The sequence below is a fragment of the Streptomyces sp. NPDC007264 genome, from assembly GCF_042869095.1.
Taxonomy (GTDB): domain Bacteria; phylum Actinomycetota; class Actinomycetes; order Streptomycetales; family Streptomycetaceae; genus Streptomyces.
The window spans coordinates 431,173-446,580 of sequence record NZ_JBIAFD010000003.1 but is presented as its reverse complement, the minus strand read 5'-3'; the positions used below and the strand labels follow the sequence as shown (position 1 = coordinate 446,580).

Below are 15,408 nucleotides of genomic sequence, written 5' to 3'. Positions count from 1 at the left end.
CGGGGCTGCACGCCGTGCGTGCAGTTCGTCCCGCAGAAATGCCGATACCCGGAATACGTGCCCCGGGAACGGAATTCCCGCACGGTCACGGGCCGTCCATGGTCCACCGCCCGGGTGGCCCGGAGCCGTCCCGGTGTGGCCCTCGTACCCCTCGCTCACGTCCTGCCGCCCCTCGGTGACGTTCGGTCAAGCCCAGCACATCCTGCGGGAGTTGCTCTTGCATGCCCTTGCGGAGGACGATCCTACGGTTGTACCGCGGGGGCGCAACAAGGGTCTCATGAGGTCATGTACGCGGGGGTACGGTCCCAGTCCTCCGGCAGCGGCGGTACCGGCCAGGACGGATCCGGGCGCCAGTGCTGCCAGCCGTCCGAGAACGGCGGCCCCCAGGTGCGGATCACCTCCTCCGCCGAGCGCCCCGCCTCCCGTACCCGGTCGGCGAGCCGGGCGTCCATGAGGCCGTCCCGCTGGGCCTGCGCGAACTCGTCCTCGTCACGCCAGCCCCAACTGCGGTCCGGGTAGACGCAGATGTCCAGGAAATGGTCCTCGGAGTCGACCCCGCCGCTCCAGCGGACCAGCGGCGCCTCCAGGTTGACGTACCAGTTCTTGAACCGCCAGCCCGGATCCCAGAACAGCCACACCGACCAGGGCACGCCGGGCCGGGCCAGCTTGAGCACCCCGGTGCCGGACCAGCGGTCGAGCTGCACGGTCCGCGGCTTGGTGTAGCGCGACTCCAGCGGCTCCGCGTGCAGCGGAGTGCCGTCGGCGAGGACGGGCCGCACACACGGGGTGCCGGGCGCCATCCACACGGCCAGCACCTCGTCGTCGTCCCGGACGACGGTGACCGGACGGGCGATGTGGAATCGCTCGCCGGCGTTCTCCCGGTACCGCCAGAGGATCCGCTCCCCCGAAGTCCAGTACGCCGTCGGCCCGCCCGCTTCCACTCGTCTCACCGTCCCGTCGTCCGCCATGCACAGATATTAGGTGCCACAGGCATAGGACGCCGTGGCACCCGTCGTGGTTCGCGTCACGAGCGGGCCCCGGGACGGGAGTGGTCACGGATGCGTCATGCGCAGGACGTCGAGTGCCTCGTCCAACTGCTCCGGTGTGAGGTCGCCGCGGTCCACGTACCCCGATTCCAGGACGACCTGACGGATCGTCTTGCGTTCGGCGAGTGCCTTCTTGGCGACCTTGGCGGCCTCCTCGTACCCGATGTACTTGTTGAGCGGGGTGACGACGGAGGGCGACGACTCGGCGTACTCACGGGCGCGTTCGCGGTGGGCGACGATGCCGTCGACGGCGCGGTCGGCCAGCAGCCGCGCGACGTTGGCGAGCAGCCGGACGGACTCCAGGACGTTCTTGGCCATGACCGGCAGCATGACGTTCAGCTCGAAGGTGCCCGAGGCGCCGGCGGTGGCGATGGCCGCGTCGTTCCCGATGACCTGTGCGGCGACCATCAGGACCGCCTCCGGGATGACGGGATTGACCTTGCCGGGCATGATCGAGGACCCCGGCTGCAGATCGGGGAGGCTGATCTCGGCGAGCCCCGTCCGCGGCCCCGAGGCCATCCACCGCAGATCGTTGGCGATCTTGGTCAGTCCCACGGCGATGGTCCTGAGCTGTCCGCTGATCTCGACGACGCCGTCCCGGGCGCCCTGCGCCTCGAAGTGGTTGCGGGCCTCCGTGAAGGGCAGGCCCGTGACCCGGGCGACCTCCGCGATGACGGCGGCGGAGAAGCCCGGCGGGGTGTTGATGCCGGTCCCCACCGCGGTGCCGCCCAGCGGCAGTTCGGCGAGCCGCGGCAGCGAGGCGTGCAGGCGCTCGACGCCGTGGTGCACCTGGGCGGCGTATCCGCCGAACTCCTGACCGAGCGTCACGGGAGTGGCGTCCATGAGATGGGTCCGCCCCGCCTTCACCACGTCGGCGAAGGCCTCCGCCTTGCGTTCGAGCGATGCGGCGAGGTGCTCCAGGGCGGGGACGAGGTCCCGGGTGACGGCGGCGGTCGCGGCGATGTGCAGGGAGGACGGGAAGACGTCGTTGGAGGACTGCGACGCGTTCACGTGGTCGTTGGGATGCACGTCCCGGCCGAGCCGCTCGCTCGCGAGGGTGGCGATGACCTCGTTGGCGTTCATGTTGGACGAGGTCCCGGAGCCGGTCTGGAAGACATCGACCGGGAAGTGCTCGTCCCACCGCCCCTCGGCGACCTCCGCGGCCGCCTCCCGGACGGCCTCGGCGATGTCCTCGGGGAGCACGCCGAGTTCGGCGTTGACCTTGGCGGCGGCGCCCTTGATCCGCGCGAGCGCCTCGATGTGCGCCCGCTCGATCCGCTGCCCGGAGACGGGGAAGTTCTCCACGGCCCGCTGCGTCTGCGCCCGCCACTTGGCGTCGGCGGGGACCCGTACCTCGCCCATGGAGTCGTGCTCGATGCGGTAGTCGCTCATAGGCGGTACAGCGATCGGGGCGACGGGGATGTTCCGGGGTTTGGGCCATGCGGGTGGGCACGTGCGACGACGGTGAGTGGTCGGCCGATTGCGCGGAAGGGTGCCGGACGGACGGTCGCGTACCTTCTGCGCCTGGACGAGTTCGGCCACCTCCGCGGACCGCACAGCCACTCCGCCCGGGAACTACGGGCTCGAACCGTCGGCGATCGCATGGCCGAGCCTGAAAGGCCGGCCCGGGTGCGACGGCTGCCAACCCCGCTCCAAGGCGGTCCGGACAGCGCGCCCGACCACGGCCGGGACAACAGGGGATGCGTGGATCACATCCGCGATCAACAGGGCCCCTTGGGGCTCGACCTGCTGAACCACGAATGCCCTGCCCATCCAGCAGACCGGGCACTCGCTCCTCCCCACCTGCCAGCGGTAGGCAGCACCATCCACGGTCATCGGCCGTGAATGCTTCCTCGACAGCGCCATACGCTCCCTCGCGGACAGCGGGCATCCCTGTTCCCCGCCTTCGCGAAGAGCAGGCAACGGAACAGCAGCAGGCCCCCCGGCGACGCCGGGGGGCCTGCAAGGCTCTCACGGGTGGCTCAGGACAGGCCCGGCCCCCGCACCGGGATGCTGGTGAACGTCGGCTGGGGCGCCGGGTCCTGGAAGAAGTCGTTGCCCTTGTCGTCGACCACGATGAACGCGGGGAAGTCCTCGACCTCGATCTTCCAGACCGCCTCCATGCCGAGCTCCTCGTACTCCACGACCTCGACCTTCTTGATGCAGTCCTGGGCGAGGCGCGCGGCCGGGCCGCCGATGGAGCCGAGGTAGAAGCCGCCGTGGGCCGCGCACGCGTCCGTGACCTGCTTGCTCCGGTTGCCCTTCGCCAGCATGACCTTGGAGCCGCCCGCCGCCTGGAACTGCTCGACGTAGGAGTCCATGCGGCCGGCCGTCGTCGGGCCGAAGGAGCCGGACGCGTACCCCTCGGGAGTCTTGGCGGGGCCCGCGTAGTAGACCGGGTGGTCCTTCAGGTACTGCGGCATCTCCTCGCCGCGGTCCAGCCGCTCCTTGATCTTGGCGTGCGCGATGTCACGCGCCACGACCAGCGGGCCGGACAGCGACAGCCGCGTCTTCACCGGGTGCTCGGCGAGCTCGGCGAGGATCTCGTCCATCGGCTGGTTCAGGTCGATGCGGACGACGTTCCCGTCCTGCTCCAGGTGCTCGTCCGTGGTCTCCGGCAGGAACCGCGCCGGGTCCGTCTCCAGCTGCTCCAGGAACACGCCCTCGGCCGTGATCTTGGCGACCGCCTGCCGGTCCGCGGAGCACGACACGGCGATGGCGACCGGGCAGGACGCCCCGTGCCGCGGCAGCCGGACCACCCGCACGTCGTGGCAGAAGTACTTGCCGCCGAACTGCGCCCCGATCCCGATCTTCTGGGTCAGCTCGAAGACCTTCTCCTCCAGCTCCTTGTCACGGAAGCCGTGCCCCAGTTCGGAGCCCTCGGCCGGCAGCTCGTCCAGGTAGTGCGCGGAGGCGTACTTCGCGGTCTTCAGCGCGTACTCGGCGCTGGTGCCGCCGACGACGATCGCCAGGTGGTACGGCGGGCAGGCGGCCGTGCCCAGCGAACGGATCTTCTCCTCCAGGAACCTCATCATGGAGGACTCGTTCAGAACGGCCTTCGTCTCCTGGTACAGGAAGGACTTGTTGGCGCTTCCGCCGCCCTTCGCCATGAACAGGAACTTGTAGGCGCCGCCGTCCGTCGCGTACAGCTCGATCTGCGCCGGCAGGTTCGAGCCGGTGTTCTTCTCCTCCCACATGGTGAGCGGAGCCATCTGCGAGTACCGCAGGTTGAGCTTCGTGTACGCGTCGTAGATGCCGCGGGAGAGCGCCTTCTCGTCCTGGCCTTCGGTGAGGACGTTCTGGCCGCGCTTGCCCATGACGATCGCCGTGCCGGTGTCCTGGCACATGGGCAGCACGCCCGCCGCCGCGATGTTCGCGTTCTTCAGCAGGTCCAGGGCGACGAACTTGTCGTTCGCCGAGGCCTCCGGGTCGTCGATGATGCGCCGCAGCTGGGCGAGGTGCGCGGGCCGCAGATAGTGCTGGATGTCGTGGATCGCCTCTTCGGCGAGCTTGCGCAGCGCCTCCGGCTCCACCTTGAGGAACGTCCGCCCGTCGGCCTCGAAGGTGGAGACACCCTCGGAGGTCACCAACCGGTAGGGGGTGGTGTCCTCTCCCGTGGGGAGCAGATCGGTGTACGCGAACTCAGGCATCTCGCCCATTCCTCACTCGACAGACAGCGGCTGGCCTCCGTTGGCAGCGCTCACCAGCGTAGAACCTGGCGCGGACGGCGGGTCTGTGAGGTAGGGCTCAGTTCGGGCCCGGTCGTCGTCCTCCGGTCGTCCTCCGATCGTTCTCCGGCCGGCTTCCGGCCGGCTTCCGGCCGTCCTCCGACCGTCTCCCGGTCGTCCACAGGCCCGATCGAGGGGTAGTCGCGATCTATCGCGTTTCGGTACGCTGCTGCCGTGGACCTTCACAAGAGCCCCGCCCCGACGGACCGGCAGCCCGTGACCCCCGCCGAGCTGCGCTGCTCCGACGCCGACCGCGACCGCGTCGCCGACATCCTGCGCGACGCCCTGGCCGAGGGCCGGCTGACCGCGGAGGAGCACGCCGAGCGCGTCGAGGGGGTGCTGAGCGCCAAGACCGTCGGCGATCTGGAGCGGTTCCTCCGTGATCTGCCCATGGGTCATCCGAGCCGCACGGCGGCGGCGTACATGCCCGCGCCCCCTCGCCCCACCCCGGGGGCGATACCGGGCGAAGCCGACGAGAACGTGGTGGCGGTCTTCAGCGGCGCCCTGCGCAGGGGCCGCTGGCGCCCCGGCCGGCGGCTGCACGCCTACGCGGTCTTCGGGTCCGTGGAGATCGACCTCAGCGAGGCGGTGTTCGAGTACCAGCAGGTCCTGATCAAGGCGGTCGCGATCTTCGGCAGCGTGGACATCCGCGTCCCCGAGAACGTCACCCTGCGCGGCACCGGAGGCGGTGTGCTGGGCTCCTTCGAGGTGAGCACGCGGGACTCGGACGAACAGGACGCACCCGTGATCTACGTCGACGGACTGGCCGTCCTCGGAAGCGTCGAGGCACGACCGAAGCGCGGCAAGCTCGTCGCGGACATCCTCGACCGGGTGTCGGACAGGGTGGACAGGGCTTTGCGCAAACACCTGGATCGTTGACGCTCGTGAATTCGGCCGTGCCCAAGTGCACCCCGTGCGCACCGTTGACACCAACAGCCTCTGGAATTCCGGCGGTTCGGGACGCAGCGCATAGGCACGCGCACAGCGGGTAGACCTTGCTGCATCGTCTCTCGCTCGCGAAGCCGTCGTCAGGAGTAGACCGTGCTGCAACCGCCGCATTCGTCCCTGCAGGTCGCTGACGTTCCGCATCAGCGGGTGCCAGTGCGCGACAGGGAACAGGACGCCCCGTGGCACACGGAGGCGGTGTGCCGGCGTGACGAGGCCGGCCTGTTCTTCGCACCCTCGAAGGAGCCCACCGCGGCCCGGTTGTCCCGGGAGGAGGCGGCCAAGCGCGTCTGCGCGCGCTGCCCGGTGATGGTCGAGTGCCGCGAACACGCACTGCTGCAACCGGAGCCGTACGGCGTGTGGGGCGGCCTCACCGCCGCCGAGCGCCGCGTGGTGCTGGCCCGGCGCCGCCGCCGCGACCTGGAGCTCAAGAAGGCCGCGCGGGGGACGATAGCGGCGGCCGGCTGACCGGTGCACACGGGAAGGGGCGCGCTCTCCGCACCGAGGACGCCCCTTACCGGAACGAGTCGTGAGGCGGACCCGCGGGGCGCCCGCCTCGACGCGCGCCCCTCGGATCCACGAAGACCTCGTGGCGCCGTCTACTTGGCGCGTTCGAAATCGATCGTGCTGTACGCACGCAGCTTGCTCAGCCGGTGCACCGAGTCGATCCGCCGGACCGTGCCGGACTTCGAGCGCATGACGATCGAGTCGGTGGTGGCGGTCTCGGAGCGGTAGCGCACCCCGCGCAGCAGCTCGCCGTCGGTGATGCCGGTCGCGACGAAGAAGACGTTCTCGCCGGAGACCAGGTCGTCCGTCATCAGGACGCGGTCGAGGTCGTGGCCCGCGTCGATGGCCCGCTGCCGCTCCGCGGCGTCCTTCGGCCACAGCTTGCCCTGGATGGTGCCGCCGAGGCACTTCACGGCACAGGCGGAGATGATGCCCTCGGGCGTGCCCCCGATGCCGAGCAGCAGGTCGATGCCCGTGCCCTCGCGCAGCGCGAGGATCGAGCCGGCGACGTCGCCGTCCGAGATCAGCTTGATGCGCGCCCCGGTCTCCCGGATCTCCTTGATCAGTCCGTCGTGGCGGGGCCGGTCGAGGATGACGACGGTGACGTCCTCGGGCGCGGAGTTCTTGGCCTTCGCGACACGTCGGATGTTCACGGAGACCGGCGCGTCGATGTCCACGAAGTCGGCGGCCTCGGGGCCGGTGACCAGCTTGTCCATGTAGAAGACGGCGGACGGGTCGAACATGGTGCCGCGGTCGGCGGCGGCCAGCACCGCGATCGCGTTCGGCATGCCCTTGGCGGTGAGCGTGGTGCCGTCGATCGGGTCCACGGCGATGTCGCACTCCGGGCCGGTCCCGTCGCCGATCCGCTCTCCGTTGAAGAGCATCGGGGCTTCGTCCTTCTCCCCTTCCCCGATGACGACGACGCCGTTCATCGACACGGTCGAGACGAGGGTCCGCATGGCGCGTACCGCCGCGCCGTCCGCGCCGTTCTTGTCCCCGCGGCCGACCCAGCGGCCCGCCGCCATCGCGGCGGCCTCGGTGACACGGACCAGCTCCAGGGCGAGGTTGCGGTCGGGAGCCTCCGAGGGGACTTCGAGCTCGGACGGCAGGTGATGATGATTCTCGGTCATCGGAGCGCACCTTTCTGATACGACGACGGCCGGACGAGGGTGATAGCCCCTGACTCTATCCCCGGACAGACAAAATGAGCAGCGGGCCCCACGGATGAGCAGATCCCTGCACCTGCGACGATAGGGGCGTGGCAGGTACGAAAGGCAAGCAGAAGACGGTCCGGGACATGATCCTCTCCCTGGGCCTGATCGGGCTGATGGCGGGCGTCATCTACCTCTTCATCCCGCATGACGACCATGCTCCCGACCTCAAGAGGGTCGACTACCGCGTCGAGTTGCTCACCGCGCGCCGCGCGGCGGGCTACCCGGTGGCGGCGCCCGAGGGGCTGCCCGACACGTGGAAGGCGACGTCGGTGCGCTTCCGGGGCGACCACTTCGACGCCTGGCACCTCGGCTTCCACGACCCCGAGGGCCAGTACGTGGCGATCGAGCAGTCCACTCAGAAGGCGTCCGTCCTCATCGACGAGGCCAGCCAGGGCGCCGAAGCGACGAAGGTCACCCAGCGCATCGGCGGCCGGACGTGGCAGCGCTACACCGGCGGCCGCTACGACGCGCTCGTGCTCGAGGACAAGGGCTCCACGACCGTGGTGACCGGCACGGCGTCGTTCGCACGGCTGACGACGATGGCGGAGGCCCTCAAGACGCGGTGACCCCGGTCACCGCGAGGGCTCCGCGCCCTTCCCGTCCTCCCCCTCCTCCTCGGCCAGCGCGGCGTCGAGCCGCCTGCGCGCGCCCTCCAGCCAGGTGCGGCACACCCGGGCCAGCTCCTCGCCCCGCTCCCACAGCGCCAGGGACTCCTCGAGCGTCGTGCCCCCGGCCTCCAGGCGCCGTACCACCTCGATCAACTCGTCCCGCGCCTGCTCGTACCCGAGTGCCTCGTCCGCCTTGCCGGTCATGCGCCCACCCTAGATCTCGACCCGTACCGTGAACTCGCCCTCGGCGACCCGCGCCCGCAGCGTCTCGTCCGCCGACACCTCCTCCGGCGCGCGGACGACATGCCCGTCGGCCTTCTGCAGCACCGCGTACCCCCGCTGCAGCGTGGCCGCCGGCGACAGGGCCACCACGCGTGCGTGCGTGTGCGTGAGCTCCGACTCGGCGCGGTCGAGCAGATGCCCCAGCGTGCGCCGAGCGCGGTCCACCAGCGCGTCGACCTGGCCGGCCCGCTCGTCGATCATGCGGTGCGGATCCTCTATCGAGGGCCGCGCCAACGCGTGCGCGAGCCCCCGCTCCTCGCGCTCGACGAACGCCAGCACACAGCGCCGCGCCCGGTCCCGCAGCGCCCGCACCCGCTGCAACTCCTCACCGACGTCCGGCACCACCTTCTTGGCGGCGTCCGTCGGGGTGGAGGCGCGCAGATCGGCGACGAGGTCGAGCAGCGGATTGTCCGGCTCGTGGCCGATGGCCGACACCACCGGCGTGCGGCAGGCCGCCACGGCCCGTACGAGCTGCTCGTCCGAGAACGGCAGCAGATCCTCCACGCTGCCGCCGCCGCGCGCGACGATGATCACGTCGACGTCGTCCAGCGCGTCCAGCTCCTTCACGGCCTGGACGACCTGGGGCACGGCGTGCACACCCTGCACCGCGACGTTGCGCACCTCGAAGCGGACGGCGGGCCAGCGATGCCGCGCGTTCTCCAGCACGTCCCGCTCGGCCGCCGAGGCCCGGCCGCAGACGAGTCCGACGAGCTGCGGCAGGAACGGCAGCGGCTTCTTGCGCTCGGGCGCGAACAGCCCCTCGGCGGCCAGGGACTTCTTCAACTGCTCCAGCCGCGCGAGCAGTTCCCCGACCCCCACGGGCCGTATCTCGGCGGCCCGCAGCGACAGCTGCCCCCTGGGCGCGTACCACTCCGGCTTGGCGTGCACCACCACCCGCGCGCCCTCGCTCACGACGCCGGCGACGGCGTCGAACACCTGGCGGTAGCAGGTGACGCCGACGGAGATGTCGTACGACGGATCGCGCAGCGTCAGGAAGACGACGCCGGCGCCGGGCCGCCGCGACAGCTGCGTGATCTGCCCCTCGACCCACACGGCCCCGAGCCGGTCGATCCACCCCCCGATGAGCCGCGACACCTCGCCGACGGGCAGCGGGTTCTCCGCGGACGTGTTCACAGCCATGCGCCCGAGAGTAACGGCCGGTACCGACAGTGCCGTCCAGGCCGGCACGCCACCGGGTGCCGGGGGCCGCGCGGGACCCGCCGTCGCCGCGAGCCGTCCCCGCCCGCCGGGCCCGCCGTCGGCCGGGAAGGCGATCCCGGGGCCGCCCGACGCGGCCTTACGATGGTGCCCATGACCGCTTCGCCTGGCCGCCGTGTTCTGCTCGCCGCCCCCAGGGGCTACTGCGCGGGCGTCGACCGTGCCGTGATCGCCGTCGAGAAGGCCCTGGAGCAGTACGGGGCCCCGATCTACGTCCGCCACGAGATCGTCCACAACAAGTACGTCGTGCAGACCCTGGAGAAGAAGGGCGCGATCTTCGTCGAGCGGACGGAGGAGGTGCCGCCGGGGAACATCGTCATGTTCTCCGCGCACGGTGTCGCACCCGCGGTCCACGGCGAGGCCGAGCGGGGCCGGCTCGCCACCATCGACGCGACCTGCCCGCTGGTCACCAAGGTCCACAAGGAGGCCGTCCGGTTCGCCAAGGAGGACTACGACATCCTCCTGATCGGTCACGAGGGCCATGAGGAGGTCATCGGGACCTCCGGCGAGGCCCCGGACCACATCCAGCTCGTCGACGGCCCCGAGGACGTCGCGGGCGTCGAGGTGCGCGACCAGTCGAAGGTCGTCTGGCTCTCCCAGACCACCCTCTCGGTCGACGAGACCATGGAGACGGTCGACGCCCTCAAGGAGCGGTTCCCGCGGCTGGTCTCCCCGCCCAGCGACGACATCTGCTACGCCACGCAGAACCGCCAGCTCGCCGTGAAGCAGATGGGCGCCGAGGCGGACCTGGTGATCGTGGTCGGCTCGCGGAACTCCTCCAACTCCAAGCGGCTGGTCGAGGTCGCCAAGCTCGCGGGGGCGCGGGAGGCGTACCTCGTGGACTTCGCCGACGAGATCGACGAGGCGTGGCTGGAGGGCGTGTCGACGGTCGGTGTGACCTCCGGCGCCTCCGTCCCCGAGATCCTGGTCGAGCAGGTCCTGGAGTGGCTGGCGCGGCACGGCTTCGAGGACGTGGAGATCGTCAAGGCGGCCGAGGAGTCCATCACCTTCTCACTCCCCAAGGAACTGCGCCGCGACCTGCGCGCCGAGGCGGCGGCACTCGTGGCGGAGCGCACCGGCGGGAAGTGACGCCCCGTCCGGGAGGTGGCGTCCGTCCCGGGGGGTGGCGTTCCGTCCGGCACATGGCCCCAGGGCGTACGTCGTACCGTGGTGCCCATGCAGATCTTCGGCGTGGACATCGGCGGATCCGGAATCAAGGGCGCTCCCGTGGACCTCGACCGGGGCGCCCTGGCGGAGGAGCGCTTCAAGGTGCTCACCCCGCATCCGGCGACGCCCGACCGCGTGGCCGACGGGGTGAGGGACGTCGTTACCCACTTCGGCTGGACGGGGCCGGTCGGCATCACCTTCCCCGGCGTGGTCACCGGCGGCTCCACGATCCGCACCGCGGCGAACGTCGACAGCGGCTGGATCGACACGGACGCCCGCGCCCTGCTCGGCGAGCGCCTGGGCGGCCTCCCGGTGACCGTGGTGAACGACGCGGACGCGGCGGGGGTGGCCGAAATGCAGTTCGGGGCGGGCCGCGACCGCCGCGGCACGGTCATCCTGCTCACCTTCGGCACCGGGATCGGCAGCGCCCTCTTCAGTGACGGTGTCCTGGTCCCGAACACGGAGCTGGGCCATCTGGAGCTGAACGGCCACGACGCGGAGAAGCGCGCCTCCTCCAAGGCCAAGGAGGACGAGGACCTGACGTGGGAGCACTGGGCCCGTCGGGTGCAGAAGTACCTGGCCCATGTGGAGATGCTGTTCTCCCCGGAGCTGTTCATCGTCGGCGGGGGAGTCAGCCGCAAGTCGCACAAGTTCCTGCCGCTGATCCGGGGCATCGAGGCGGAGATCGTCCCGGCCCGGCTGCAGAACAACGCGGGGATCGTCGGGGCGGCGATGAGGGCGGTACAGGCCGGGTAGTGCCCACGACGCACGGCCCACGGCCCACGACGTACAACCCACAACACACGACGTACAACACACGACGTACAACGCACGACGTACAACGCACGACGCACGACGCACGACGCACGACGCACGACGCACGACGCACGACGCACGACGCACGGCACATGGCACACGCCCCACGGCGATGGCCATCCTGGCCGTGCGCCGTAGTGCCGTCCGCGCCGCGACGCACCGCTCAGAGCGCGCCGCGCCGCCGCGCCGCCCGCTCGCGCATCATCCGCACCCTGCGCATGGTGGCGATGGCGCCCGCGACGAGCGTGCCGCCGTACAGCCAGCCCGCCTGGGTGGCGAGCGCGGTGAACAACCCCACCAGACGCCCGGCGAGCCCGCCGTCGCCGTCGGTCACGGTCAGCAGACCGGTGGCGAAGGCGATCGGCACCACCACGGGCGGGGCCACCAGGTCCCCACGCCGCACCCACAGCGCGGTCAGCGCGCACACGGGCAGGAACAGCACCCCGTAGACCGTGAGGGACCCCTCGAACAGCAACCGGTCGAGGCAGCCGAGCACCGCCATGGCGGCGATGCCGAACAGCCCGCCGCCGAGGCCGGTGAGCCGGGGGTTGGGCAGCCGCCGCGCCACGGGGGCGGACGGTGAGGAGGGCGCGCGCTGAGCCGGCGGACGCCGCCGGGGGCCGGTGCTCCCCGCTCTGGCCTGCCGTGCCCCGTCGGCGCCGTCCCGCGCCCCGGGCCGCTCGGGGTCACCGGGCCGGGCGGCCGCACCGGACCGCCCCGCCGCGGCCGCGTCCCTCCGACCCTGCGGGGGAAGGGGCGCACCGCGTCGCTGTCCGTGGTGCGGAAGTCGCGTCCTGTGTTCCTCCACTGGACCAACTTAGGTCGGTTTATGTGCGGAATGACCTCTGAGACACGCCGTTGTTCGCGAGCTTGGCCAAGCGTTCGACACCGCGCGGGTGACCGGGCGCGCACGCCGTAGACTGGGGGATCGGCCCGCACATACTCCTGACGGACCCGGGCCCGCGCAGCCCAGTCCTCCAACCTCATGTACGGGAAGTCGCAACGTGTCGCTCACGATCGGAATCGTCGGTCTGCCCAATGTCGGCAAGTCGACCCTGTTCAACGCCCTGACCAAGAACGACGTACTGGCGGCCAACTACCCGTTCGCCACGATCGAGCCGAACGTCGGCGTCGTCGGCGTCCCCGACGCCCGTCTCACCAAGCTGGCCGAAATCTTCGGCTCGCAGCGGATCCTCCCGGCGACGGTCGACTTCGTCGACATCGCCGGCATCGTGCGCGGCGCGAGCGAGGGCGAGGGCCTGGGCAACAAGTTCCTCGCGCACATCCGTGAGTCCGACGCGATCTGCCAGGTCATCCGCGCCTTCAAGGACGAGAACGTCGTGCACGTGGACGGCAGGGTCTCGCCCAAGGAGGACATCGAGACGATCAACACCGAGCTGATCCTCGCGGACCTGCAGACGATCGAGAAGGTGCTGCCGCGCCTCCAGAAGGAGTCTCGGATCAAGAAGGACGTCGCCCCGAAGGTGAAGGCCGTCGAGGAGGCGAAGGAGATCCTGGAGAAGGGCGACACCCTCTTCGCGCACGGCATCGTCCAGGGCACCGAGCGTGCGGATCCCCTGCACGACCTGCACCTGCTGACCACGAAGCCCTTCCTCTACGTCTTCAACGTCGACGAGGACGAGCTGACGGACGACGCCTTCAAGGACGAGCAGCGCGCCCTGGTCGCCCCCGCCGAGGCGATCTTCCTCAACGCCAAGCTGGAGGCGGACCTCGCCGAGCTGGACGAGGACGAGGCCCTCGAGCTCCTGCAGTCGGTCGGCCAGGACGAGCCGGGCCTGGCGACCCTGGCCCGCGTCGGCTTCGTCACCCTGGGCCTGCAGACGTACCTCACGGCGGGCCCGAAGGAGGCCCGCGCCTGGACGATCAAGAAGGGCGCCACCGCCCCCGAGGCCGCCGGAGTCATCCACACCGACTTCCAGAAGGGCTTCATCAAGGCGGAGGTCATCTCCTTCGAGGACCTGGTCGCCACGGGCTCGGTCGCCGAGGCCCGCGCCAAGGGCAAGGCGCGCATGGAGGGCAAGGAGTACGTGATGCAGGACGGCGATGTGGTGGAGTTCCGCTTCAACGTCTAGCGGGTTCTCCCGCATCGGCGTAGCCGATGTGGCACATGCGCAGGTCAGACGGGGTCGACTTCCTTCGGGGTCGGCCCCGTCGCCGTATTCGGCTCCTAGCCTCCCCGTTTCAGTCGGCTCGGGTTGAGCTGGGCTGGTCGTAATGGCCGCGGCTGTCAGCTGTTTCTCGTCCGGTGGGCATGGGTGGGGCCCGGCGCGTGGTCGGGTGCTCCAGGTCCTCATGTAGGGGGCGGTCAGGGACGAAGCCAATGGTCAGGTGGCCGGTCTGGGCAGGGCCGCGAGGCAGGCGAAAGCGTTCGCCGGTTCGTGCCGCCATGGCCAGGTGGCGGCGATTCGCAGGTGGAGGCGGCGGCCTCCGCGGGTGAGGCGGGCGGCTGCGTGCAGCAGCCGGTAGCGGAGCTTCTTGGGCTCGGCATCGGCGAGTTCGCCGTGCAGGAGCAGGGTGCGGGTCCAGGCGAGCAGGTCGATCGCGGTCAGGGACACCTCCAGCCAGGCCGCATTGATGTGGAAGTGGCGGGAGGGGAAGCGGCCGAAGCCGGTGGTCTTGCCGCAGCGGATGCGGTCTTCGACCCGGGCGTGTGCGCGGTGGCGGACCTCCAGATGCTGCACGGAGCCCTCGCCGTAGGGGGTGTCGGTAAGGAAGACCTGATGGCGCATGCCTTCATCGAGGTCGAACAGGGAGAGCTGGGCGCCGGGGTGCGGTCGCTCGCGGCGGACGATGATCCGGGTGCCGTCGGGATGTCCGGTCAGGTCGACCATGCCGGTCAGCTCGGCGACCTCGGCCGTGCCGCGCAGGGAGCCGTCCTGTTCCAGGGCCGGGTGCCAGACCTGCCGGGGCAGGGCCCGGATCGCGCGGCGGACCGGTTCGGTGACGGGGTGTCCGACAGAGAACCGCGTCTGGATGCCCTGTTGGCGCAGGTTGCGCAGGTGGGTCAGGAATGCTTTGGCGCCGCCTGCGCTGTCGGTGCGGATGAGGATGTCGGTGCCGTGGCGGTGGGCATCCGGGATCTGGGCGAGCGCGGCGTCCAGGACGGTGATGTGGTCGCTCGCCGTGTTCGCGCCGGCGTTGCCCGGCCGCAGCAGGCCGGCCAGAGCCTCGCCGGTGTTGTCCAGGAAGCACAGCAGCGGATGGAAGCCGAAGCCGTGTTTGTAGGTGGCGGCTGCCTGTTCCTTCTCGGAGTGGCAGGTGACGAGGGTGGCGTCGAGGTCCAGGACCAGGCCGGGCAGGTCACGCCCGCCCGCGCGGGAGGTCGGTATCCCGCTCCGGGTCTCGGCGGCCTGCAGCCAGGCGGTCTCCCGGGCAGCGGCGCGGGCCGTGCGCAGTGCCGCGAGTGTGGTGGTGCCGATGTCAGCCAGGAGACGCCAAGCGGTGGGAGTGGAGGCCACTGGACCGAACACCTCGCGCTGATCGCGCAGGAGGGCCAGGTCGGCGATTGCCTCGCCGCCGTCGGCGAGCATCACCGCCGGGTCGACCGCCACCCGGCCCGGATCGTGGCCGGTGCCACGCGGCCGCAGCAGGCGCAGCGCGTCGGTGAAGGAGCTGGTCAGGCCCGTGGCGTCGGCGAGATCGGCCAGCAGGCGGGATCCGGCGTGGCTGACCACTCCGCGACCGTCGGACGAGACGACGAGCTTGGGACGCGACCCGGTAGTGTGCACGCAGAAAGTGCCTTCCTGCTGTGGTGACGGAAGCCCTAGACAAGCCTCATCATCCCAGCTCAGAAGGCACTTTCGTCTTTCCGCTCAAGATCCGGACACCGACCCAACTGAAACGCGCAGGCTAGCGC

14 protein-coding genes are annotated in these 15,408 nt (G+C 70.7%); 6 read left to right on the top strand and 8 right to left on the bottom strand.

Annotated features, from left to right (window positions below):
- Positions 1-275: 275 nt before the first annotated feature.
- The 3 genes from ACFYMU_RS07035 to ACFYMU_RS07025 form a co-directional block, all read right to left on the bottom strand.
- Positions 276-968, bottom strand: coding sequence for a DUF402 domain-containing protein (locus tag ACFYMU_RS07035; protein WP_388369015.1), 693 nt, complete (start codon positions 966-968; stop codon positions 276-278).
- Between the two features lie 84 nt (positions 969-1,052).
- The gene (locus ACFYMU_RS07030) at positions 1,053-2,438 is read right to left on the bottom strand and encodes a class II fumarate hydratase (RefSeq protein WP_388369012.1); all 1,386 of its coding nucleotides are present in this window, start codon (positions 2,436-2,438) and stop codon (positions 1,053-1,055) included.
- Positions 2,439-3,028: 590 nt separating this feature from the next.
- Positions 3,029-4,696: a fumarate hydratase gene (locus ACFYMU_RS07025; protein WP_388369009.1), complete on the bottom strand. Its 1,668-nt coding sequence runs from the start codon at positions 4,694-4,696 to the stop codon at positions 3,029-3,031.
- A 252-nt stretch (positions 4,697-4,948) separates the two neighbouring features.
- On the opposite strand from ACFYMU_RS07025, the gene ACFYMU_RS07020 reads away from it, so the two are divergent.
- Both ACFYMU_RS07020 and ACFYMU_RS07015 read left to right on the top strand, forming a co-directional pair.
- Entirely contained in the window at positions 4,949-5,653 is a 705-nt protein-coding gene (locus ACFYMU_RS07020; RefSeq protein WP_388369006.1) for a DUF1707 domain-containing protein, read from the top strand.
- A gap of 162 nt (positions 5,654-5,815) precedes the next feature.
- Positions 5,816-6,187: a WhiB family transcriptional regulator gene (locus ACFYMU_RS07015; protein WP_388369003.1), complete on the top strand. Its 372-nt coding sequence runs from the start codon at positions 5,816-5,818 to the stop codon at positions 6,185-6,187.
- A gap of 131 nt (positions 6,188-6,318) precedes the next feature.
- Here the strand turns inward: ACFYMU_RS07015 and glpX are convergent, their stop codons facing one another.
- Positions 6,319-7,356: a class II fructose-bisphosphatase gene (gene glpX, locus ACFYMU_RS07010; RefSeq protein WP_388369000.1), complete on the bottom strand. Its 1,038-nt coding sequence runs from the start codon at positions 7,354-7,356 to the stop codon at positions 6,319-6,321.
- 128 nt (positions 7,357-7,484) lie between these two features.
- On the opposite strand from glpX, the gene ACFYMU_RS07005 reads away from it, so the two are divergent.
- Positions 7,485-8,006 carry a DUF4245 domain-containing protein gene (locus ACFYMU_RS07005; RefSeq protein ID WP_388368998.1) on the top strand — a complete coding sequence of 174 codons (522 nt, stop codon included), beginning with the start codon at positions 7,485-7,487 and terminating at the stop codon, positions 8,004-8,006.
- Between the two features lie 6 nt (positions 8,007-8,012).
- On the opposite strand, the gene ACFYMU_RS07000 is transcribed toward ACFYMU_RS07005, so the two are convergent.
- Positions 8,013-8,252, bottom strand: a complete 240-nt coding sequence (locus ACFYMU_RS07000; protein ID WP_388368995.1) for an exodeoxyribonuclease VII small subunit — start codon at positions 8,250-8,252, stop codon at positions 8,013-8,015.
- A gap of 9 nt (positions 8,253-8,261) precedes the next feature.
- Positions 8,262-9,470, bottom strand: coding sequence for an exodeoxyribonuclease VII large subunit (gene xseA / locus ACFYMU_RS06995; protein ID WP_388368992.1), 1,209 nt, complete (start codon positions 9,468-9,470; stop codon positions 8,262-8,264).
- A 171-nt stretch (positions 9,471-9,641) separates the two neighbouring features.
- On the opposite strand from xseA, the gene ACFYMU_RS06990 reads away from it, so the two are divergent.
- Together ACFYMU_RS06990 and ppgK are read left to right on the top strand one after the other, a co-directional pair.
- Complete coding sequence (locus ACFYMU_RS06990) at positions 9,642-10,637, top strand: 4-hydroxy-3-methylbut-2-enyl diphosphate reductase (RefSeq protein WP_388368989.1); 996 nt, start codon at positions 9,642-9,644, stop codon at positions 10,635-10,637.
- 87 nt (positions 10,638-10,724) lie between these two features.
- Positions 10,725-11,471 carry a polyphosphate--glucose phosphotransferase gene (gene ppgK, locus ACFYMU_RS06985; protein WP_388368986.1) on the top strand — a complete coding sequence of 249 codons (747 nt, stop codon included), beginning with the start codon at positions 10,725-10,727 and terminating at the stop codon, positions 11,469-11,471.
- A 223-nt stretch (positions 11,472-11,694) separates the two neighbouring features.
- On the opposite strand, the gene ACFYMU_RS06980 is transcribed toward ppgK, so the two are convergent.
- Entirely contained in the window at positions 11,695-12,099 is a 405-nt protein-coding gene (locus ACFYMU_RS06980; RefSeq protein ID WP_388368983.1) for a DUF6542 domain-containing protein, read from the bottom strand.
- A 436-nt stretch (positions 12,100-12,535) separates the two neighbouring features.
- On the opposite strand from ACFYMU_RS06980, the gene ychF reads away from it, so the two are divergent.
- Complete coding sequence (ychF, locus tag ACFYMU_RS06975; protein WP_388368980.1) at positions 12,536-13,624, top strand: redox-regulated ATPase YchF; 1,089 nt, start codon at positions 12,536-12,538, stop codon at positions 13,622-13,624.
- 252 nt (positions 13,625-13,876) lie between these two features.
- On the opposite strand, the gene ACFYMU_RS06970 is transcribed toward ychF, so the two are convergent.
- The gene (locus ACFYMU_RS06970) at positions 13,877-15,280 is read right to left on the bottom strand and encodes an IS1380 family transposase (RefSeq protein WP_388368977.1); all 1,404 of its coding nucleotides are present in this window, start codon (positions 15,278-15,280) and stop codon (positions 13,877-13,879) included.
- Between the last annotated feature and the right edge of the window lie 128 nt (positions 15,281-15,408).